This is a genomic window from Arthrobacter glycogeni (assembly GCF_054510815.1).
The window spans coordinates 70,020-89,073 of sequence record NZ_JBTNDV010000006.1 but is presented as its reverse complement, the minus strand read 5'-3'; the positions used below and the strand labels follow the sequence as shown (position 1 = coordinate 89,073).

The 19,054-nt window shown below is 63.7% G+C and carries 19 protein-coding genes, 2 tRNA genes and 1 other RNA gene; 10 read left to right on the top strand and 12 right to left on the bottom strand.

From position 1 onward, the window contains the following. Nucleotides 1–6 precede the first annotated feature (6 nt). Both ACX80G_RS08320 and ACX80G_RS08315 read right to left on the bottom strand, forming a co-directional pair. Entirely contained in the window at nt 7–675 is a 669-nt protein-coding gene (locus tag ACX80G_RS08320; RefSeq protein WP_459307170.1) for a DUF8185 domain-containing protein, read from the bottom strand. A 2-nt stretch (nt 676–677) separates the two neighbouring features. Beyond that, nucleotides 678–1,160, bottom strand: coding sequence for an acyl-CoA thioesterase (locus tag ACX80G_RS08315; protein ID WP_459307169.1), 483 nt, complete (start codon nt 1,158–1,160; stop codon nt 678–680). A gap of 165 nt (nt 1,161–1,325) precedes the next feature. On the opposite strand from ACX80G_RS08315, the gene ACX80G_RS08310 reads away from it, so the two are divergent. Then, entirely contained in the window at nt 1,326–2,207 is an 882-nt protein-coding gene (locus ACX80G_RS08310) for an acyl-CoA thioesterase (protein WP_459307167.1), read from the top strand. A 191-nt stretch (nt 2,208–2,398) separates the two neighbouring features. Here the strand turns inward: ACX80G_RS08310 and ettA are convergent, their stop codons facing one another. From ettA to mptB, 5 genes are all read right to left on the bottom strand, one after another. Further along, nucleotides 2,399–4,081 (bottom strand): energy-dependent translational throttle protein EttA, encoded by a 1,683-nt coding sequence (gene ettA / locus ACX80G_RS08305; RefSeq protein ID WP_459307165.1) that lies wholly within the window; start codon nt 4,079–4,081, stop codon nt 2,399–2,401. Between the two features lie 111 nt (nt 4,082–4,192). After that, the gene (locus ACX80G_RS08300; RefSeq protein ID WP_459307163.1) at nt 4,193–4,885 is read right to left on the bottom strand and encodes a single-stranded DNA-binding protein; all 693 of its coding nucleotides are present in this window, start codon (nt 4,883–4,885) and stop codon (nt 4,193–4,195) included. Between the two features lie 296 nt (nt 4,886–5,181). Next, nucleotides 5,182–5,254 (bottom strand) — tRNA-Arg (locus ACX80G_RS08295). A gap of 165 nt (nt 5,255–5,419) precedes the next feature. Then, nucleotides 5,420–5,830: a DUF3224 domain-containing protein gene (locus ACX80G_RS08290; RefSeq protein ID WP_459307161.1), complete on the bottom strand. Its 411-nt coding sequence runs from the start codon at nt 5,828–5,830 to the stop codon at nt 5,420–5,422. 55 nt (nt 5,831–5,885) lie between these two features. Beyond that, complete coding sequence (gene mptB / locus ACX80G_RS08285) at nt 5,886–7,415, bottom strand: polyprenol phosphomannose-dependent alpha 1,6 mannosyltransferase MptB (RefSeq protein WP_459307159.1); 1,530 nt, start codon at nt 7,413–7,415, stop codon at nt 5,886–5,888. 477 nt (nt 7,416–7,892) lie between these two features. On the opposite strand from mptB, the gene orn reads away from it, so the two are divergent. The 4 genes from orn (at nt 7,893) to def (ending at nt 10,587) form a co-directional block, all read left to right on the top strand. Continuing rightward, nucleotides 7,893–8,495 (top strand): oligoribonuclease, encoded by a 603-nt coding sequence (gene orn, locus ACX80G_RS08280; RefSeq protein WP_459307157.1) that lies wholly within the window; start codon nt 7,893–7,895, stop codon nt 8,493–8,495. 139 nt (nt 8,496–8,634) lie between these two features. After that, nucleotides 8,635–8,707, top strand: a tRNA-His gene (locus ACX80G_RS08275). A gap of 117 nt (nt 8,708–8,824) precedes the next feature. Beyond that, nucleotides 8,825–9,979 (top strand): acyl-CoA dehydrogenase family protein, encoded by a 1,155-nt coding sequence (locus ACX80G_RS08270; protein WP_459307155.1) that lies wholly within the window; start codon nt 8,825–8,827, stop codon nt 9,977–9,979. 35 nt (nt 9,980–10,014) lie between these two features. Then, nucleotides 10,015–10,587, top strand: coding sequence for a peptide deformylase (def, locus tag ACX80G_RS08265; protein WP_459307153.1), 573 nt, complete (start codon nt 10,015–10,017; stop codon nt 10,585–10,587). Between the two features lie 28 nt (nt 10,588–10,615). Here the strand turns inward: def and ACX80G_RS08260 are convergent, their stop codons facing one another. Both ACX80G_RS08260 and rnpB read right to left on the bottom strand, forming a co-directional pair. Continuing rightward, nucleotides 10,616–11,899: an MFS transporter gene (locus ACX80G_RS08260; RefSeq protein WP_459307151.1), complete on the bottom strand. Its 1,284-nt coding sequence runs from the start codon at nt 11,897–11,899 to the stop codon at nt 10,616–10,618. A 114-nt stretch (nt 11,900–12,013) separates the two neighbouring features. Continuing rightward, nucleotides 12,014–12,420: RNase P RNA component class A (gene rnpB / locus ACX80G_RS08255), an RNA gene on the bottom strand. A 179-nt stretch (nt 12,421–12,599) separates the two neighbouring features. On the opposite strand from rnpB, the gene ACX80G_RS08250 reads away from it, so the two are divergent. Next, nucleotides 12,600–13,136: a hypothetical protein gene (locus tag ACX80G_RS08250; RefSeq protein ID WP_459307149.1), complete on the top strand. Its 537-nt coding sequence runs from the start codon at nt 12,600–12,602 to the stop codon at nt 13,134–13,136. Between the two features lie 9 nt (nt 13,137–13,145). Further along, entirely contained in the window at nt 13,146–13,910 is a 765-nt protein-coding gene (locus ACX80G_RS08245) for a YaaA family protein (RefSeq protein WP_459307147.1), read from the top strand. A gap of 4 nt (nt 13,911–13,914) precedes the next feature. Here ACX80G_RS08245 and ACX80G_RS08240 read toward each other — a convergent pair whose 3' ends face one another. From ACX80G_RS08240 to ACX80G_RS08230, 3 genes are all read right to left on the bottom strand, one after another. Further along, nucleotides 13,915–14,898, bottom strand: a complete 984-nt coding sequence (locus ACX80G_RS08240; protein WP_459307145.1) for a reverse transcriptase-like protein — start codon at nt 14,896–14,898, stop codon at nt 13,915–13,917. A gap of 4 nt (nt 14,899–14,902) precedes the next feature. Further along, a complete protein-coding gene (locus tag ACX80G_RS08235; RefSeq protein ID WP_459307144.1) occupies nt 14,903–15,643 on the bottom strand; it encodes a zinc ribbon domain-containing protein in 741 nt (246 codons plus the stop codon). A 132-nt stretch (nt 15,644–15,775) separates the two neighbouring features. Beyond that, entirely contained in the window at nt 15,776–16,711 is a 936-nt protein-coding gene (locus ACX80G_RS08230) for a Nif3-like dinuclear metal center hexameric protein (RefSeq protein ID WP_459307142.1), read from the bottom strand. A 111-nt stretch (nt 16,712–16,822) separates the two neighbouring features. On the opposite strand from ACX80G_RS08230, the gene msrA reads away from it, so the two are divergent. The 3 genes from msrA to epsC all read left to right on the top strand — a co-directional run bounded on the left by msrA (nt 16,823) and on the right by epsC (nt 18,994). Next, on the top strand, nt 16,823–17,347 hold the full coding sequence (msrA, locus tag ACX80G_RS08225; RefSeq protein WP_459307140.1) for a peptide-methionine (S)-S-oxide reductase MsrA: 525 nt from the start codon (nt 16,823–16,825) through the stop codon (nt 17,345–17,347). A 100-nt stretch (nt 17,348–17,447) separates the two neighbouring features. After that, nucleotides 17,448–18,383, top strand: a complete 936-nt coding sequence (gene cysK / locus ACX80G_RS08220; RefSeq protein WP_459307138.1) for a cysteine synthase A — start codon at nt 17,448–17,450, stop codon at nt 18,381–18,383. Between the two features lie 23 nt (nt 18,384–18,406). Continuing rightward, the gene (gene epsC, locus ACX80G_RS08215) at nt 18,407–18,994 is read left to right on the top strand and encodes a serine O-acetyltransferase EpsC (RefSeq protein ID WP_459307136.1); all 588 of its coding nucleotides are present in this window, start codon (nt 18,407–18,409) and stop codon (nt 18,992–18,994) included. The last annotated feature ends 60 nt before the right edge of the window (nt 18,995–19,054 follow it).

Genomic DNA, 19,054 nt, shown 5'->3' with positions numbered 1-19,054 from the left:
ACCTTCTCACAGCAGCGTCGGGGTGCGCGAGAGCACATGGCCGCGTGGGGTGCTGATTCTCGTCCAGCGGCCGTTGGACAGGATTGAGAGCCGTTCACCCTTCGCCAGGAATCCCAGGGCGAAAGCACCAAAAGCTGCACCAGCGGGGACGTCGACAGGCAGATCCTCAATGGTCCTGCCCCAGATGGCCCCCCGGGCGCTGTTCACGATCAGGGCACCAGGATTGTTCGGAACGGTTTGGGCGACTTCTCGGATACCGTTCCTGGCGGCCGCCTCGACCAGGTCCGAGCTCAGATCGCCCCGAGGTTCCCAGCCCGCCCGTGGGGGGAGGACTCCCGCCCAGCTTTCGGTAACTGTGGTTGGCGGGATCTGCAGGACGGCGTCGGTCTCTGCCAGCCGGGCCAGCCGGTCCGATACCGAGGCGAGGGCAACTGTCGTGTCCACGTGCGCCGGAGTGGCCAACGGCATGGTCCGCAGACCCAGCACGGTGGGGGTCGCCTCGCCGAGGATGCGCGGCCGCAGAATGCAAATGTACGCGGCGAGTACGGTCCCCGACGCCTGAAACCGGACTGCGCCGTCGTCGGCTGCCCTGGCCCGGGCAATGAAGGTGCGCAGGTCGGCGACGACTAACGGGTCAGTGAAAACCAGATCGGTGGCTGGCGAGTGGTGTTCCATCGTCAGACGGTCTGTCGACGTCGGAAGGCCACCGGTTCCCCACGCCAGTGCTCAAGGGCTGCCCGTTGGGCGTCGCCTAGTTTCGTGGGCCGGCCGGTGACCCGGTTGACCAGGATCATGGTGGAGACGGCGAGCGCATAACTGATCGATCCATCGGGTTCGGCGATCCGGTAGCCGAGGTCAAAGCTCGAGCCACCGACGCCGGTGACCCAGATGGTGATCTCCAGTGGGCTGGGGCGGTAGTTCAGCGGTGCCGAGTACTCGATCTCGTGCCGCGCGACGAGGGTGAAGTGGTCCGGTCCGATCAGGTCGAGGAGGGTGTCCGCCGGTTCGGCGTCGCCCTGCGCGGTATCCGGGAGCGGCAGGTGGATGAACTGGACGCGCGCATCTTCGAGGTACTGGAGGAATCGCACGTTGTTGACGTGTCCGTAGGAATCTTCGTCGCCGAAGCGTAGCTGAATGGGGAAGCGCTGGATCCGAGGCATGCCCCCATCCTCTCAAAAGGTTCCAGCCGCAGCTAAACGCTGCCGCCGAATGCTGACCGGTGTTGAGGGCCGCGGGCGTGTGCAACTAAGGTCAGAGGTACTCTCGGCGTCGTTACGGCGTCGCTGCTGCCCTGAGCATCGCCGCATCACAAGGAGAACGTATCTATGGCTGTCGAGTCCACCGTCGATCCAACCCAAACGCTGGTCAACCTGCTTGATCTCAGCAGCGCGGATGGAGCGCAGACCGACGAGGAAATCTTCGTGGGCACCTCAGTGCAGCAGTCGGGGCGTCGGATCTTCGGCGGTCAGGTGTTGGCGCAGGCACTGATCGCCGCGATTCGCACCGTCGAGCCCACCCGGGAGGTCCACTCGATGCATGCCTACTTCCTGCGGGCCGGCGACGCACTCGAGCCGATCACCTTCGGGGTGCAGCGGTTGCGTGATGGGCGTTCCTTCTCGGCCCGGCGCGCCCACGCCTACCAGAATGGTGTCCCCATCCTGTCGATGATCGCTTCCTTCCAGCAGCCCGGCGACGGCCTGAGCCATCAGGAGCGGATGCCCGAGGGGATGCCTGCCCCGGAGTCCCTACCGAGCACCGCCGACCTGCTGGGTGAGCTGGACCATCCGTTGGCGCGGGCCTGGTCTTTTGACCGGCCGTTCGACATCCGTCATGTGGATGGTGCGCTGTATGTGCAGCACGACGGCGATCGGGTGGCACGCAACGCGGTCTGGATGAAGACGTTTGCCCCGATGCCGGAGGACCAGGGGTTGCATCGGGCTGCGCTTGCCTATGCCAGCGACTACACGCTGCTCGAGTCGATCCTGCGTCAGCATGGACTGAGCTGGGTCACGCCCGGGATGAGCGTGGCGAGCCTGGATCATGCCATGTGGTGGCACCGTCCGGTAAAGGTGGATGAGTGGTTGCTCTATGTGCAGCAGTCCCCCAGCGCCTCGGGCGCACGCGGATTGTCGACCGGCCAGATCTTCAACCGGGCCGGGGCGCTGGTCGCAACAGTGGCCCAGGAGGGCATGGTTCGGGTCCCGTGAGGCCCCCACCCGGATCGAGTCACCACCGATAACCGGAAAAATCGCCCCATGCACGTGGTTTCTGTCGACTCGATGCAATGCTGACCCGACCCACAAGGAGCGCCCCGACCCTCGACGGTCTGGGCGCTCCTTTCCGGCGATTCCGTCGGCCAGGCAATGGCCGCTGTGCCCGGCTCGCCGCCGGCCCGCTCTTAGTCGCGGGTGAGGCGGCGGTGGGTGACGCGGTGAGGCTTTGCGGCGTCGGGGCCGAGCCGTTCGATCTTGTTCTCCTCGTAGGACTCGAAGTTTCCTTCGAACCAGTACCACTTGTCCGGATTCTCTTCCGTTCCCTCATACGCGAGGATGTGGGTGACGACCCGGTCGAGGAACCACCTATCGTGGGACACCACGACGGCGCAGCCCGGGAATTCGAGTAGCGCGTTTTCCAGGCTGGACAGGGTTTCGACGTCGAGGTCGTTGGTCGGTTCGTCGAGAAGCAACAGGTTTCCACCCTGTTTGAGGGTCAGGGCGAGGTTCAAGCGGTTACGCTCACCACCGGACAACACGCCCGCCCGCTTCTGCTGGTCGGGTCCCTTGAAGCCGAAGGCTGATACATAAGCGCGCGACGGCATCTCAACCTGACCCACCTGAATAAAGTCGTGTCCATTGGAGACCACTTCCCACAGAGTCTTCTCGGGATCGATTCCACCACGCGACTGGTCAACATAAGAGATCTTGACCGAATCGCCAATGGTCAGCTTGCCACCGTCAATGGGTTCGAGTCCCACGATGGTCTTGAACAGCGTGGTCTTACCCACACCGTTGGGGCCGATCACCCCGACGATACCGTTGCGGGGCAGGGAGAAGGACAGACCGTCGATCAGGATGCGATCGTCGTAGCCCTTGCGCAGGTTTGCCGCTTCGATGACCTGGCTGCCCAGGCGCGGTCCGGGTGGGATCTGGATGTCTTCGAAGTCGAGCTTCTTGGTCCGCTCAGCTTCCGAAGCCATCTCCTCGTAGCGGGCGAGCCTTGCCTTGGACTTGGTCTGGCGGCCCTTGGCGTTGGAGCGCACCCACTCGAGTTCTTCGGTGAGACGCTTCGACTGCTTGGCGTCTTTCTTGCCCTGCACTTCGAGGCGGGCACGCTTCTTCTCCAGGTAGGTAGAGTAGTTGCCCTCGTAAGGGTAGAGGTGGCCACGGTCCACTTCGGCAATCCACTGGGCAACGTGATCCAGGAAGTACCGGTCGTGGGTGACGGCGAGGACAGCGCCGGCGTAGCTCTTAAGGTGCTGTTCCAACCACAGCACGCTTTCCGCGTCGAGGTGGTTAGTGGGTTCATCAAGGAGCAACAGATCAGGCTTCTGGAGCAGCAGCTTGCACAAGGCGACACGGCGCCGTTCACCACCCGACAGGATGGTCACATCGGTTTCCGGCGGCGGGCAGCGCAACGCGTCCATAGCCTGTTCGAGCTGCGAGTCCAGGTCCCAGGCGTCAGCCGCGTCGATGGCTTCCTGCAACTTACCCATTTCCTCGAGCAGGTTGTCGAAGTCAGCGTCGGGATTGGCCATTTCTTCGGAGATCTCATTGAAGCGCTGGATCTTGCCGTAAATCTCGCCGACACCTTCCTGCACGTTGCCCAGGACAGTCTTCTCCTCGTTCAGCGGAGGTTCCTGCAGCAGGATCCCCACCGAGTACCCGGCGCTGAGCTTCGCTTCGCCGTTCGAAGGGGTGTCGAGGCCAGCCATGATCTTCAGGATGGTGGACTTGCCCGAGCCGTTGGGGCCCACGACGCCAATCTTCGCGCCGGGATAGAAGGACATACTGACGTCGTCGAGGATAACTTTGTCGCCGACAGCCTTGCGTGCCTTGGTCATTGTGTAGATAAATTCCGCCATGCCTCAAGGCTAGTCGGTGGAGCCAACTATCTCCCATTTGTGTGCGCCGGCTAGCGTGCTCACCCCTCGATAGCCGCTAGACGCCATCACCCCCGCGCACCCACCGGCGCTCTAAAACGGTGCATCAGTGAGCTGGCGTCCGGACCGCTTGGCCTTGGGCCGGTTGTCGGAGGGATCCACCGCGCCCCCGGTATCGGTTAAGCCCCCGGTATCGGTTGAGCCCCCGCCGTCGGCGCCGGCCGGGCCAACCAGGTTGTCGGAGGTGTTGCCATCGCCCGGGCCGCTGCCGTGCTTGGACGGATCCGTGTTACTCGATACGTTCGGGTAACCTCCCGCATCACCCAGCATCTCTCCAGTGGCATGATCCACGTTGGGAAAGTTCACGTCCGCTGCCTCCACATCGAGCGGATCACCGGCGGTGGACGATTCGCCACCCGCGCGGTCCGAGCTGGTCCGATGGAAGTGGGCAGTCCCCCACATCAGGTCGTGTCCGACGGTTTCGGCATCAATGTCTACCGAGGTGCCGGTACGCCCGTCCTCAAGGATCCACGGCCGAACCCTAAGACGGCCGCTCACCACCACCTTGTCGCCCTTCCTGATGCTCACCCCGGCATTGGTTGCCAGTTGACGGAACATCGACACGGCGTACCAGTTGGTTTGCCCGTCAGTCCACGAATTGCTGTTCCGATCGAATCGGCGTTCGGTCGAACACATCCGGAAACTGGCGTAGGCAAGGCCGCTCTCAGCGACGCCGGACTTCATATCGGTGGCTACGTAGCCTCGTACTGTGATGTTGTCGCTCATCGAATTCCCCTTCAGCGGAATTTGGTACGCTGGCGGGCATGCCAGCACACCCCATTCCATCCCCAACGGCGGCCCCGCGGGATGGTGGGTGCTGGTATGTGGACAACCCGAGAGAGACGACGCTGTGTGGAGAAGAAGACGACCTCCGGCGAGTTTGCCTGGCAGCATGATGGTGTGACCCACGTATTTGCGCACGAACTACCCGGAGCGGTGCGATCGCGTGGGCCGCACGGTCGCCGCGGCCCACTGCTCCGCGGTCGGCGCGTACTCAGCCAATCCCCGCGGCAATGCTTGGGTGCCCCCGGCGCGATTCGAACGCGCGACCAACGGATTAGAAGGCCGTTGCTCTATCCACTGAGCTACGGGGGCGACTTTTCTAGGTTACTACGCTGCCCGTCGCCACCGTAACGGTGAGCAGTCTGGACACGCGGGGTAAACCAGGACATTCGGGCTGACAATACCGGCCCCGGGGGTCCAGCTTGACCCCACTGAACGGGGTAGGGAGTAAAGGAAGCGGGTAGCCGGCCAGGCTCGCTACGCGTCGAAGGTCACTTTGAGTTCGAGGTGATGCTGACCCGCCGCGTCCTGCGAATATACTGCCTTGCCGGAGATACCCTGGAGTCCATCGGTTCCTGATCCGGGGATGATATGGCCCGAACTGGCCGCGGCCGTCCCTTCGGCGATGCCCCAGTGTTGGACGATCATAGTGCCCACCCTGCCGCCGACCGACCCAGTGAAGACTTCCGATGCCACGTAGCCCGCGCCGAAGTCGTTGCCCGCCATCAACAGTTCGGCTGAACTGGTTCCTGCGACGTCGCCACTGAAGACTTTGGTGGCGCTGACTCTGGACAATTCGCTCGACGACCCCGGAACGATGTAGGACTCTGGGCGCCAGTCAGAGATTTCGAAATCGCCGCTGATGAGGTGTTCTGTGGAGTCGGTCATCGACCCAGTATCGCCGGTTCAGGCTGAGAAAGCATGTTTGGGAGGCCTCCGGGGGTCAGCGCAGCTCGCCCGCCACTGGCTCTTCGTAGCGTTTCCTGAAGAGGATTTTAGTCTTCGGATCGAGGAACACGAGGTACAGGGCGAAGCCCAAAGCCACTACCGCAGCCACCTGCCGAGCAACCGTCAGGCTCAGCTCGAAGTACGGGAAAATATCCAGCTGATCCGAGATCGCGTAGATCATGAAGAAGGACACCATGAAGTACAGAGTCTTGACCTGCCAATCGTTCCGGATTCCCGTCACGGCGAACAGCGGGATCAGCCAGACCACGTACCAGGACTGGATCATCGGCGCGAGGAAGACGATGGCGGCGAAGGCGAGTGCAAGTCGGCGCACCAGCCTGCTGTGCTCGCCCGTGAACATCAGCCACCCAATGATGGCAAGCGAAACGAGTCGCCCGAGCAGGTAGACCACCTCGGCGAACGACTGCCCATCAAAGCCGAGGGCGCCAGCGAGAATCATGACGACCATGCCCAGGAAGCCAATCGGTGCGTACCAAATCCAGACGCTACCGGGGGTGCTTAGTGCTCCGACCCAGCCAAACCCAAATCCGTTGACCATCCCCATAATCCAGAGGATCCCAAACGACATGCCGGCGGTGAGGGCCCAGTAGAGGAATTTCCGCGGCCAGCTGGCTCCCTTCCCCGCCCACATCAACCCCATGAAGGGAAGGAAAATCAACGTGATGGGCTTAATGGCTATTGAAAGGGTGACGATCGCGATGGCGCGCAACGGTTTCTGGGTTGCTGCGAGGTACAAACCCCAGAGGGCAAGGCCGATCATCAGTGAGTCGTTGTGAATACTGGCGATGAAGTTGATCAGGAAAAGCGGGTTGGCGGCTGTCAGCCAAAGGGCCCGGTTGGGGTTGATGCCGTGCAGCTCGGCAAGCTTTGGCACGTAGTAGACGCACAGTGCCACACCGACCACGGCGATCAGCCTGAACAACAGCACTGAGAAGTCCGGCTGGCCGTTGGTGACACCGACCACCAGGGCCTCGATCCACAGGAACACCGGACCGTACGGGGTGGGACTCTGTGCCCACATGTCGTCCGCCCCGATCTGCAGGTAGTTCGAGATCTGCGAATACCCGTCCACGTACGGGTTCAGACCGGACACCATGACCTGGCCCTGCGCGATATAGGCGAAAACATCCCGGCTAAAGAGGGGGAGAGCGAGGCACATCGGCGCAGCCCAGGCGACGACCGCACGCAGGATGACCGGCCGGGACTCGGGACCCCAGCCGTGCAGGCGCTGACCAAGCCGCAACCAGGAACGGACCAGCAGCATGCCACCAAGGGCCAGGATCAGCACTGACACCACTGCGCCAGCCGGCTCGAACCGCATCCAGATGATAATGGGCACCCGGCGCAACTCGACCGAGGCCAGCGACAGCCAGCCCACTCCATACGAACCGATCATCATCAGCAAGGATCCAATGAATCCCTGGATGACGGCGACGTTCGGCCGCTCGGGCGCCGCTACGTCCATCCTGGGCTGCGAGGCGTCAGCTGGCACCTGGGCAGTCATCTGGGTTTATCCAATCCTCGGTCAAACACTAAATCTTTGTCTTACTCTTTTGAGGGACAACTGGCTTTGGGACTGCTGGGATGCTGGACTGCTGTTATTAGACCGATGCGCAGCGGGTCGGGCAGACTGGCTAGATTTTAGCATTGAGGACTGATTCCCGACTGGGATCGCCGCACTTTTCAGAGCGTTGCATCAGTGGATCATCTCAGTGCGTCATCGCGCGCTCAGTCTGGGGCTGGACTGAGCGTGACCAGTATTCCTTGACGATTCGGTGGTTGATGGCTGTGGGGCGCCACAGTGGGAACCTGTCAACCGGCGGAAACCCGCTGACGGATCTTTCGTCTGGGGTGTTTCTATCCCGGACGCTTGTGGGGCCTCTCTTTGGATGCTGGAGCTGGACTCGGGCCCCCGGCATCGCGTTGAGTGCGGCCGCTAGTGGAGCCACCCCCGCGCCCGATCTCACGGTACATTTGGGGGGTGCCGATATCTAATGAACACATTGTCTGGATTGACTGCGAAATGACAGGGCTCGACCTCGAAGCCGACGCACTCATCGAAGTTGCAGTTCTCGTGACCGATTCCGAGCTGAACATTCTTGGGGAAGGAGTCGACGTCGTCATCAAGCCCGACGACGTCGCCCTCGCCCAGATGGGAGATTTCGTGCGCGACATGCACACGACGTCGGGGCTACTGACTGAACTGCCGCAGGGCATCAGCATGGCGGCAGCCGAGGCGGAGGTTCTCACGTACATCACCAAATGGGTTCCCGAACCCCGGAAGGCGCAACTGGGCGGCAACTCGGTCGGAACCGACCGATCGTTCCTCGCCCGTGACATGCCCGCCGTGATCGAGCACCTGCACTACCGGGTCATCGATGTGTCGACCATCAAGGAGCTCGCGCGCCGGTGGTTCACCCGCGCCTACTTCCAGTCCCCCGCGAAAAGCGGCGGGCACCGGGCACTGGGCGATATCCGCGATTCCATCCGTGAGCTGCGTTACTACCGGGAATCCGTTTTCGTGCCCAGCCCGGGGCCTGATTCGGCTACCAGCAAGGCAATCGCCGGGGCGTTGGCCGAGTAGGGAAAGAGCCGAATCCCTCGGTCGACCTGGCGGTGGCCGAGGGACCCCAAAAATTGTGTAGACTTGTCTGCGCTGCCTTTTGTAGGTGTCAACCGCCCGGATTCGTCCGCGGAGTTGGCATCATGGCCGAAGGCACATGGTGGGTATAGCTCAGTTGGCAGAGCGCCTGGTTGTGGTCCAGGAGGTCGCGGGTTCAAGCCCCGTTACTCACCCCGAGAAGGTCACAGCATGACCCGGAAGGCCGTCCCTGAAGAATGTCGGGGGCGGCCTTACCTATAGGACCTACGCTGGCGTCAGCTGGCGTTGAACCACCGTGGAGGTTGGACCGCATGGAACGCACCGTGTTCGAAGAAGACCATCTGCTGTTTCGCGAGGTCGCGGCCGAATTTACCTCCCGCGAGGTGTCCCCGCAGTACGCCGCATGGGACCGCGACCACCTCATGCCGCGCTCGCTGTGGACCGCCGCCGGCGAGCAGGGACTCCTGGGCCTCGCCGTACCGGAGGAATTTGGCGGCGCGGGGATGCCGGACTACCGGTTCCGCGCCGTGATGGATGAGGAATTCGCCAAAACCAACCATCTCGCCGTCGCACTGGCGTTCCATCTCCATGACGATATGGTGCTCCCCCACCTCCTCGCCTATGGCTCCGAGGACCTCAAAGCCCGCTGGCTCCCCCCGATGGTCACCGGCGAACGCGTCACCAGCGTCGCCTGGACTGAACCAGGCGCCGGGAGCGATCTGAGGGGCATTCGCACCAAGGCGGTGCGCGACGGCGACGACTGGCTGATCTCGGGGCAAAAGACCTTCATCGGCAACGGCATCAGCGGCGACGCCTCTTTGGTGCTGGCCCGCACCGACGGCAGCACCGGCCGTGGCTCCGCCGACTCCTTCTCCCTGTTTATGGTGGAGAAAGGGGAGGGATACAACACCGGGAAGCAGCTCGACAAGATGGGCCTGAAAGCCTCCGATACCGCCGAACTGTTCTTCGACGAGGTCAGGGTTACTGGCAACAATCTCGTGGGGGAGCTGGGCCACGGGCTACGGTACGCCGCCGAGCAGTTGCCGCAGGGACGGCTCGCGATTGCCGTCGCCGCGTCGGCCGTGTCCCGCGCCAGCTACGAGGCAACGGTCACTTACACCAAGGAACGCAACGCCTTCGGTGAGCGGGTCATCGATTTTCAGAACACCCGCTACCAGCTGGCCGACATTCTCACCGAGGTCGAGGTCACCGAAACCTACGTCGACCAGGCCATGCTCGCCTTCAACGCCGGCACCCTTGACGCCGCCAGCGCCGCCCGCGTCAAGCTCTGGGCCAGCGAGCGCGCCACCTCCATCACCGACCGCTGCCTCCAACTCCATGGCGGGTACGGGTACATCTTGGAATACCCGGTCGCTCAGGCGTTCCTCGCGACCCGGCTGCTCACCATTTTCGGCGGTACCAGCGAGATCATGCGCGACGTCGTCGGCCGCCACATCGCTAGCTAGACCACCCCTTACCATCACCTTTCAGGAAAGCGACAATGACCGTTCATCCAGTCACCATCACCGGTGAGCCTGTCCTGCACCGCCGCGCCGCCGTCGTCACCGAATTCGACGAGCAGTTGCGCACCCTCATCGCGGACATGTTCGACACGATGGACGAGGCCAACGGCGTGGGCCTGGCCGCACCGCAGATCGGCGTGGGCCAGCGGATTTTCGTGTACGGGATGGTGAACGACGACGACGTGCCGCCGCGCGGCGTGCTGGTCAACCCGTCGCTGGTGACCACGAAAATCTCTGGCGCGGAGCCCGACCCGGAGGAGGAGTCCGAGGGCTGCCTGTCGGTCCCTGGCGAGTCCTTCCCCCTCAAGCGCGCCGAATGGGTCAAGGTCACCGGCTTTGACGGCTTCGGCGAACCACGTGAGTTTGTGGCTACTGGCTGGTTTGCGCGCTGCATGCAGCACGAATACGACCACCTTGAAGGCAAGCTGTACGTCGACCGGCTCGCCGAACCGTACTCGCGTGCGGCCCGCAAGGCCATCAAGAACAACGCCTGGGGCGTTCCCGGGCTGACGTGGATGCCAGGGGTGGATCCGGACCCGTTCGGCCACTAGGGCGCGCCGGGGGTCCGCTCCGGGCGGACTAGGGGTGCTTGGGAGCTGGGTCCGGCTCCTGCTCGGGTTCGAGGTCCTCGAGGCGCTCCACGTGCCGCAACGGCCCGAATAATGCCACAAGCGGCGCTCCCACCATCAGAACAACGCCGATGATCACAGCCATGCGGATACCCCCCAGCTCCGCGAGGACACCGCCGAGAATACTCGCCACCCCGAGCATGCCCCAGCTGACCATGCGGGAGGCAGCGCCGAGCCTGCCCATCATGGTTGGCGGACAGACCCGCTGCCTAAACGCGGATCCGACGACAATGTTCCAGGCGATAGCCACGCCCATCACGAACATGCCCAGAACACCCCACAGCATCCCGTACCCCGGTGTCATGATCAGCAGGGACGCGTATCCGAGCACTCCCGGGATCATCGCGTAGCGCCAGACCGGTCCGGACCCAAACCGGTCGGTGGCACGTTTGACGGTGATACCGCCCAGCGCTCCGCCAACCGATGCGGCGGCCATCAGCGCGCCCAGCCAGATTTCGGATTCATTCAGGGTCCTGAGGACGAGGAGCACCAGCAACGAGGCGACCATGCTGCCGCCTAGGTTCCAGAGGGCCGCGTTGAACAGGATCGCGCGCAGCGGGCCGGTACTGAAGGTGTAGCGCAGCCCATCCTTCATCTCTCTGAAGATCCGCCGCTCCCCCTGGTGTGGTTCAGCTTCCTTGAGCTTCAGGGACGAGATGGCGAACAGCGAGGCCAACGACGTGCCGATCTGCACCAACAAAGAATTTGAGGCACCAATTGCCACAGTCAGCCAGCCTGCAACTCCACGGCCGGCCGCATCAGCCGACGCCGAGGAAGCAGTCATCAGACCGTTGCCTTCAACCAGCTCGTCCTTCGATACAGCCTGCGGAATCAGCGCCTGGTCGGCCAGGGTGAAAAAGACCGCCGACAACCCCACCAGGAAGGAAACGACGAACAACTGGGCCACCGACATCACGCCCAGCCAGAACGTCACCGGAATGGTAGCCAGGACCATGATCCGGCCCACCAATGACCAGATGATGACCGGTTTCCGTGCCCAGCGGTCCACCCAAACCCCCACCGGCAAACCGAGCAGCAGCCAGGGGAGGAAAGTCATCCCGGCCAGTGCTGCGACGGCGAAGTCGCTGGCCTGCAGTTCGACGACGGCGATGACAGGGAAGGCGATGGACGTGACGGCAGTTCCCAGTACTCCGACGGTGCCGGAAAGCCACAACGCCCGGAAGTTGGGGTTGCGTACCAGCAGCGACTTCTGCGGCGCCACGGTGTCGGTCATTGAGACAGCGTAGCCGAGCCGCCATGACGGAACGGCCAGTTTACGAACCTCATTGAAAGTTCATCGTGAGGTCTTGACCAGCAGCTTCGCCGCCCCGATAATCTCGGGCGTCAGGGGATGGGTTGACCGATACGCCGGGTTCTGTACTCCCCCGCCGTTACCGGCGGAGAAGTGGCGGCCATCCATCTACGAACGCCGTTACCGACGCCCTCCAGCGGCCTACCCGGACACTCAGGCGAGCAGCCTTCAAGCGCGCCCTGTCTGGCCTTGCTCCGGGTGGGGTTTACCGAGCCGCACCGGTCACCCGGCGCGCTGGTGGTCTCTTACACCACCTTTTCACCCTTACTGCGCCACGCATTGCTGCGTGATGCAGCGGTCTGTTTTCTGTGGCACTTTCCTGCGGGTCACCCCGAGTGGGCGTTACCCACCACCCTGCTCTGCGGAGCCCGGACGTTCCTCGGCGAACCGATGTCCATGCACGAGCACTTCGGTCGGTTCAACGCGACCGCCTGGTCAACCCATCCGTAGCCGATTCTACCGGGTGTCACCCCTGCCCGTCGTCGGACTGCCTGCCTGACTGCGTGTCTGACTGCGTGTCTGACTGCGTGTCCATCACGCCCCGGCCCCGTCCATGCCGCCGCCCGGTAGTGTGTCAGACACCAGTGACCCGACCACCGCATCAATAGGAACGGACCAGCCGATGACTTCGCAGCCGACCACTGCCGAGCGCACAGCGAATCTGCGGGCCGACCAGTCTGTCCTGATTGCGACCGCGGCAGGTGCAATCCTGTCTGTCATTTATGTTCTTCTGAGCTCCGGTGGCAGCATTCGGCGGGCACCAACGTCTACGGCTGGTCTGCTGGAGTTGTGGCTGTGGGGCGCGGCTCCGGTGGTGCTTATCCTGGGTGCCTATCTGATGGTTGCCACCGCTGAAGGCAGGGACGGCGAACGCCACCAGCGCGGTGCTCTGGCGGTGCTGGTCGGTGCGGCAGTCATCGTCACGCTTCCCTCACTGGCTTTTGCCTTCAGCCCTGTCTACGGGGTGGCGTTGATCCTGCTCGCCGTGAGAACGCGGGGGGTCCTCGCCGCGGCTGTTGGCGTACTCGCCCTGACCGCCGCGTTCGGTATCACCACGCTCACTTCGGCTGGCGCTGCCCTCGGCGTTGTCATGTTGGCCATCGCGAGCGGTATTGCTGCCCGCAGGGTTCGTCAGGTGGCGGTGGACGAACCTGGGTAAAGTGGTGCGGTGCTTATCTTGTTGCCTCCATCCGAAGGTAAATCGCCCGCGGTGAAGGGTCCGGCAGTGGATCTTGAGGCTCTCCAGTTCCCCGGGCTCGCTGCTGCGCGCCGGACCGTCCTGGCATCGCTGTCTGTCGCCAGTACCGCCGCCGACGCCCACCGCATTCTGGGCGTGGGCGATTCGCTGGGCGCCGAGGTGCTACGGAACGTCACCTTGCGTGATCAACCCGCGGCGCCCGCCTACGAGATCTACTCTGGGGTGCTCTACGATGCGCTGGGCTACAAATCGCTGACGCCAGTGCAGCGTCGGAAAGCTCGGGAATCCGTGGTGGTGATCTCGGCCCTCTGGGGCGCCCTCGGGTTTGCTGACGCTATCCCTGCCTACCGGCTGTCCATGTCGGTGTCACTCCCCGACACTGGGACGCTCTCCTCATTCTGGAAGCAGCGGTTGGGCGGACCGCTCGGCGAGAGGTCCGCCGACGCCCTGGTGGTCGACTGCCGGTCCAGCACCTACGCGTCGGCGTGGGCTGGGGCGCCGGAGCGGACAGTGGCTGTGAACGTGCTGCAGGAACGGGACGGGAAGCGCACGGTGGTGTCGCATTCAGCGAAACATACCCGGGGACTGCTGGCGCGGCACCTGCTCACCCGGCGGGGAAACCAGCCCGGCACGCCCGCTCAGCTCCTCGCAGCGGCGCATGAACGGTGGCCTGCCGAGCTCGTTCCGGCGACGTCGCGGAAACCAGCCCAGCTCAGCATTATCCTGCAAGGCTAGCCATTTAGCTGGCTGCGGCCGGCCCGTCCCGGTCGGCAACGAGTTCGACTTCAAAACCGGCGGCGTTCTCCAGATAGGCGGCATAGCTATCCGGGCCACCAGCATGCGGATAGGCAGCGGCGAACATCGTGGTCCACCCGTGGCTGGTGGCGCGGCGCGCCAGCAGATCCACCTCCGCGGGAGTACCGGCCCGGAATGCCAGATGATTCATCCCGGGACGACGGCGCTCGTGGGGTTGATCGGTGACGTCCGGACCCGACTCAATCACCAGGTACAGTCCGTCGGCACCGGAGAAGCTGACGCCGTCGGTCCATGAATCCTTCGCTGTGAAGCCGAGCTGCAGCAGCAGCCAGCCCAGGGATTCGGAGGCTTCCCCCAGGTCCCGGACCCAGAGCTCGACGTGATGCAGCCGGCCCGTGGATTGCCTGACCCGCTCCGGGTCTTGGCCTGCTGGTTCGGTAACGGCGGCCGGCGCGCCGGCAGTTTGCTGGGGCGTGGAGCGGGGCGCCCACGGAACACCGGCCATGCCCGCGTCCATCGCCTCGTTGGAGAGGCGGTCCGCGTCCTTGTTGAGTTCCCGGGGGATCCACTGGTACTTCACCCGCCTGGGGTCCAGGACAGCGCGTGCTTTGGTCGCAAGAGCCCGCATGTCGGCGTGCTTGATCTTCCAGCGCCCCTCCATCTGCTCCACTACCAGCTTCGAGTCCATCTTGACCAGGATTCGGCAGGTAGGATCCAGCTCGTTGGCGAGTTCCAGGCCGGCTACCAGCCCGGAATATTCGGCGACGTTATTGGAAGCCTTTCCCAGGTAGGAGGCTTTTTCCACCAGGATGAACCCCGTCTCGGGGTCACGCACCAGCGCGCCGTAGCCGGCGTGGCCGGGGTTGCCCCTGGATCCGCCATCAGCCTCAACGATCAGGAAACGCGGACTCGAGGTTTTGGTGGGTGTTTCGTCGGAGTGGTCGAAGAGGGTTTGTTCAGCGGGCACCGGTTCAGTTGCCCCACTCGGCGGAACGCACCAGGATGGCACCCGAATCCGGGCAGAACACGATGTCGTCCTCGGCCGCCTTCCGGAGGTCGGCCAGGTCGCCGGGGCTCAGCTGCATCCCCGACCCCTCCGATGTGCCGTGGAACAGTCGGGCAGCACCGACGCCGCGCCGGGCCAGGGTCTTTTCGTAGAGGGCCAGCAGTCCGGCGTCGAACGTTGCAGCGAGTTCGCCGCGGTGCGCCCTGACTGAGCTGGCGTCGGCGTCGATGGTGGCGAGCTCGGCGTCGCGGCTGGATTCAATGGCGTTGAGCCGCTCCTGTGCGTCTTCCTTGCGTTGCTGGGCGGCTTGCTTGGCTTCCCGGGCCGTTTCGACCCGCTCCATGATGTCGAGTTCGATGTCCTCAAGGTCGGAGCGGCGTTTGGTCAGAGATGCGACCTCGCTTTGGAGCGCGGTGAGATCCTTGGGGCTGCCGGTACCGCTGTCGAGACGTTTCTGGTCGCGCTCGAGGCGGGTGACCACTGACTGCACATCGTCTTCGGAGCGGGTCAGTTCACGCTCCAGGTCGCCGAGGACGGTAGCAGTGCCCACCAGTTCGCTGTCAGTACTCGCAAGCTGGGAAGACAGTTCAGCGATGGCGGGGTTGGCCCGTGCCGTAGCCGCCTGGCGTTGCAACTGGTTCAACCGCGAATCGAGCGCCTGTAGTTCCAACAGCCGAAGCTGCTCTGCCGGTGGTGCTTTTGCCACAGTATTTACCTCCGCGGTTGCCGATGAGCCGTCCGTCTAGCCTATTGCACGGCGTGCACCCCGGTCACCGTTGACCGGGCCCCGCCGCTCCTGCGGCATCGGCAGCACCGCCGGCATCCGCGGCGGCCGGGATCAGTCCAGGCCAGCGGTCAGGACGAAATCCCAGGGGTCGGAGTTGACGCTGCTCACCCTAATGTCGGCGGTGAAACCCTGATCCGCCAGCACATTCTCCAGGGCAGCGGCGGCGGGTGTCAGCCACAGCCATTCGCTGCCGAAGTGCGACACGTCGATCAGGTACGGTCTGCCATTCTCAGCCCCTTCACGCGCCTCCGACACCGGGTGATGGCGCAGGTCGGCTGTCACATAGACATCCGCCCGGCTGTCCCGCACCTGGTCCAGGAGGCTGTCTCCAGCGCCGCCGCAGACGGCCACCCTGCGGACCAGCCCGTCACGATCGCCGGCAACCCGTACCCCGCCCGCCACGGCGGGCAGGATCGCGAACACGACGGCGGCGAAATCGCCGAGGGTTGTCGCGTCACTGAGGTTCCCCACCCGCCCGATGCCTTCCTCGGGCAGCCCATCGACGGCCTTCGACAGCGGTTCAACATCCTGCAGTCCAAACGCGTCGGCCAGGACGTCGGAGACACCGCCGACGGCGCTGTCGCCGTTGGTGTGCACCGTCGCGAGGGCGCAGCCGCCCTCGATCAGACGATGCACCGCGTCGCCCTTGAAGTGGCTGGCCGCCACCGAGTTGACCGGTTTCAGCATCAACGGATGATGGACAATCACCAGGTCAGCTCCCCATTCAAGGGCTTCGTTGATCACCTCGTGGGTGGGGTCCACTGCAAACAGGATTTTCGCGGCGCAGCTGTCAGGCCGGCCCACGACCAGTCCCACGGCGTCCCAGCTCTCGGCGAGAGCCTCGGGCCACAGTTCCTCAATGGCCAGCATCGCGTCGCCCACGGTGGGCGTTGCCGACCGAGGGTCGACCTGATCTTCGGGGACGATCTGCCCATCGGCGTCGATCTCTTCTTCGGGGCGCCCCGTCGTCTGATGGTCCAGTTCCATAGCACCAGTTCTACCCCCAACCGACGCCGTCGACCAATTTCCTCCGGCGTGGCCAGAAGACTGGATTGAGGGGACGGGAATCTTCTGGAGAGGCAACGCATTGTTATAGGCATGATGACATTCGTGCTCGGCGGAGGCTGCTTCTGGTGCCTCGACGCCCTTTACCAAAAAACCCGCGGCGTCACCGACGTTATCTCCGGCTATACCGGCGGACACACCCCGGACCCCGACTACGATGCGATCTGCACCGGCACCACCGGTCACGCTGAAGTGGTGGCAGTGACCTTCGACGAGTCGATCATCCCGCCGGAGGTGATCCTCGACATGTTCTTCGTGTCCCACGACCCGACCACGCTGAACCGTCAGGGGCATGACGTCGGAACCCAGTACCGGTCGTCGATGTTCTACCAGGATACTGAGCAGAAGGAACTGTTCGAGCGCGCCGTCGAGCGGAATCAGGAAAGCTGGAGCAAACCGGTCGTCACCGAGGTGACCCGGCTGCCACGATTCCATCCAGCCGAGGAATGGCACAACAACTTCTACGCCAAGCACCCCGAGCAGGGGTACTGCCAGGTGATCATCAACCCGAAACTCGCCAAGGCGCGGAAGTATTACGCCCAATGGCTGGTTGAGTAACGTTCCAACCCACGAAAACACCCGCGCCGCTAGGCTGAAACCCAGCGTGCACCGGAACATCCGGTGAGCAATCCCCCCTTTCAACCCTAGGCAGGCACCAATGGCAAAGATTTACGACGACGTCACCCAGCTGGTGGGACGCACCCCCTTGGTGCGGCTCAACCGCCTGACCGAGGGCCTCGACGCCCAGGTGGCCGTGAAGCTGGAGTTCTACAACCCGGCAAACAGTGTCAAGGACCGGATCGGGGTGGCCATTATCGACGCCGCCGAGAAGGCAGGAGCGCTTAAGCCCGGCGGCACTATTGTCGAGGGCACCTCAGGCAACACTGGCATCTCCCTGGCCATGGTGGGCGCTGCACGCGGGTACCGCGTCCTTCTCACCATGCCCGAGACCATGTCCACGGAGCGCCGGGTCATGTTGCGTGCCTACGGCGCCGAGATCGTGTTGACTCCAGGTTCTGAGGGGATGCGCGGCGCCGTGGAGAAGGCGAAGGACATTGTCGCCACCACCGAGAACGCCATCTGGGCCCAGCAATTCGCCAACGAGGCGAACCCGGCCATCCACCGTGCCACCACCGCCGAAGAAGTCTGGGACGACACCGACGGCGCCGTCGACATCTTTGTGGCAGGCGTGGGCACCGGCGGAACCATCACCGGCGTCGGGCAGGTCCTCAAGGAACGCAAGCCCGGCGTGCAGATCGTCGCCGTGGAACCAGCCGATTCACCGATCCTCAACGGCGGCGCCCCCGGCCCGCACAAAATTCAGGGTCTGGGCGCGAACTTCATTCCCGAGATCCTTGACCGGAACGCCTACGACGAGGTCATCGATGCTTCGGTCGAGGACTCAGTGCGTGTGGCTCGTGCCCTCGGAACGCAGGAAGGGATCCTCGGAGGGATCTCATCCGGTGCCATTGTCTGGGCGGCGCTGGAGCTCGCCAAGCGGCCAGAGAACGCGGGTAAGCTCATTGTGGCAGTGGTCTGCGATTTCGGTGAGCGATACATTTCAACTGTCCTGTTCGACGATATTCGGGGCTAACCCCTCCCAACAGAAAGTAGTCTGTGAGTTTTCTAGCGCGACTGCACGAGGATCTTCAGACGGCCCGTGAGCATGATCCGGCCGCCCGGGGCTCCTTCGAGAATGGCCTGGTCTATTCCGGCCTGCACGCCATTTGGGTGCACCGGTTGACCCACCGAATGTGGGCCCGGCCGGGCCTTAGATTCCCGGCACGGCTGCTTGCGCAACTGGCGCGCGCCGCCACCGGAATCGAGATCCATCCCGGCGCGACCATCGGCCGGCGGTTCTTCATCGACCACGGCATGGGCGTGGTCATCGGCGGCACCGCGGAAATTGGCGACGACGTAATGCTCTACCAGGGCGTCACCCTGGGTGGACGGTCGTTGGAGAAGGTCAAGCGTCATCCGACGATTGGCGACCGGGTCACCATCGGTGCAGGGGCGAAGGTGCTGGGCCCGATCACCATCGGTGCTGGCAGCGCGATCGGCGCCAATGCCGTCGTCGTCAAAGACACGCCACCGGATTCGATAGCGACCGGCATCCCGGCGACCTTCCGGCATCGCGATTCGGCGCGTGAAACCCTGCCCGCTGTGGACCCGGCCGAGTACATCGATCCGGCGCTCTATATCTAGATTTTCTGGTTAAATGACTGATGGCCGGGCTTCTGCCCCGGCCATCAGTCATTTAACGGA

What these genes read in the sequence shown, in the direction of transcription:
- ACX80G_RS08320 (WP_459307170.1), bottom strand. Translation starts at nt 675, where the DNA reads ATGGAACACCACTCGCCAGCCACCGATCTGGTTTTCACTGACCCGTTA.
- ACX80G_RS08315 (WP_459307169.1), bottom strand. Translation starts at nt 1,160, where the DNA reads ATGCCTCGGATCCAGCGCTTCCCCATTCAGCTACGCTTCGGCGACGAA.
- ACX80G_RS08310 (WP_459307167.1), top strand. Translation starts at nt 1,326, where the DNA reads ATGGCTGTCGAGTCCACCGTCGATCCAACCCAAACGCTGGTCAACCTG.
- ettA (WP_459307165.1), bottom strand. Translation starts at nt 4,081, where the DNA reads ATGGCGGAATTTATCTACACAATGACCAAGGCACGCAAGGCTGTCGGC.
- ACX80G_RS08300 (WP_459307163.1), bottom strand. Translation starts at nt 4,885, where the DNA reads ATGAGCGACAACATCACAGTACGAGGCTACGTAGCCACCGATATGAAG.
- ACX80G_RS08290 (WP_459307161.1), bottom strand. Translation starts at nt 5,830, where the DNA reads ATGACCGACTCCACAGAACACCTCATCAGCGGCGATTTCGAAATCTCT.
- mptB (WP_459307159.1), bottom strand. Translation starts at nt 7,415, where the DNA reads ATGACTGCCCAGGTGCCAGCTGACGCCTCGCAGCCCAGGATGGACGTA.
- ACX80G_RS08270 (WP_459307155.1), top strand. Translation starts at nt 8,825, where the DNA reads ATGGAACGCACCGTGTTCGAAGAAGACCATCTGCTGTTTCGCGAGGTC.
- def (WP_459307153.1), top strand. Translation starts at nt 10,015, where the DNA reads ATGACCGTTCATCCAGTCACCATCACCGGTGAGCCTGTCCTGCACCGC.
- ACX80G_RS08260 (WP_459307151.1), bottom strand. Translation starts at nt 11,899, where the DNA reads ATGACCGACACCGTGGCGCCGCAGAAGTCGCTGCTGGTACGCAACCCC.
- ACX80G_RS08250 (WP_459307149.1), top strand. Translation starts at nt 12,600, where the DNA reads ATGACTTCGCAGCCGACCACTGCCGAGCGCACAGCGAATCTGCGGGCC.
- ACX80G_RS08230 (WP_459307142.1), bottom strand. Translation starts at nt 16,711, where the DNA reads ATGGAACTGGACCATCAGACGACGGGGCGCCCCGAAGAAGAGATCGAC.
- msrA (WP_459307140.1), top strand. Translation starts at nt 16,823, where the DNA reads ATGATGACATTCGTGCTCGGCGGAGGCTGCTTCTGGTGCCTCGACGCC.
- cysK (WP_459307138.1), top strand. Translation starts at nt 17,448, where the DNA reads ATGGCAAAGATTTACGACGACGTCACCCAGCTGGTGGGACGCACCCCC.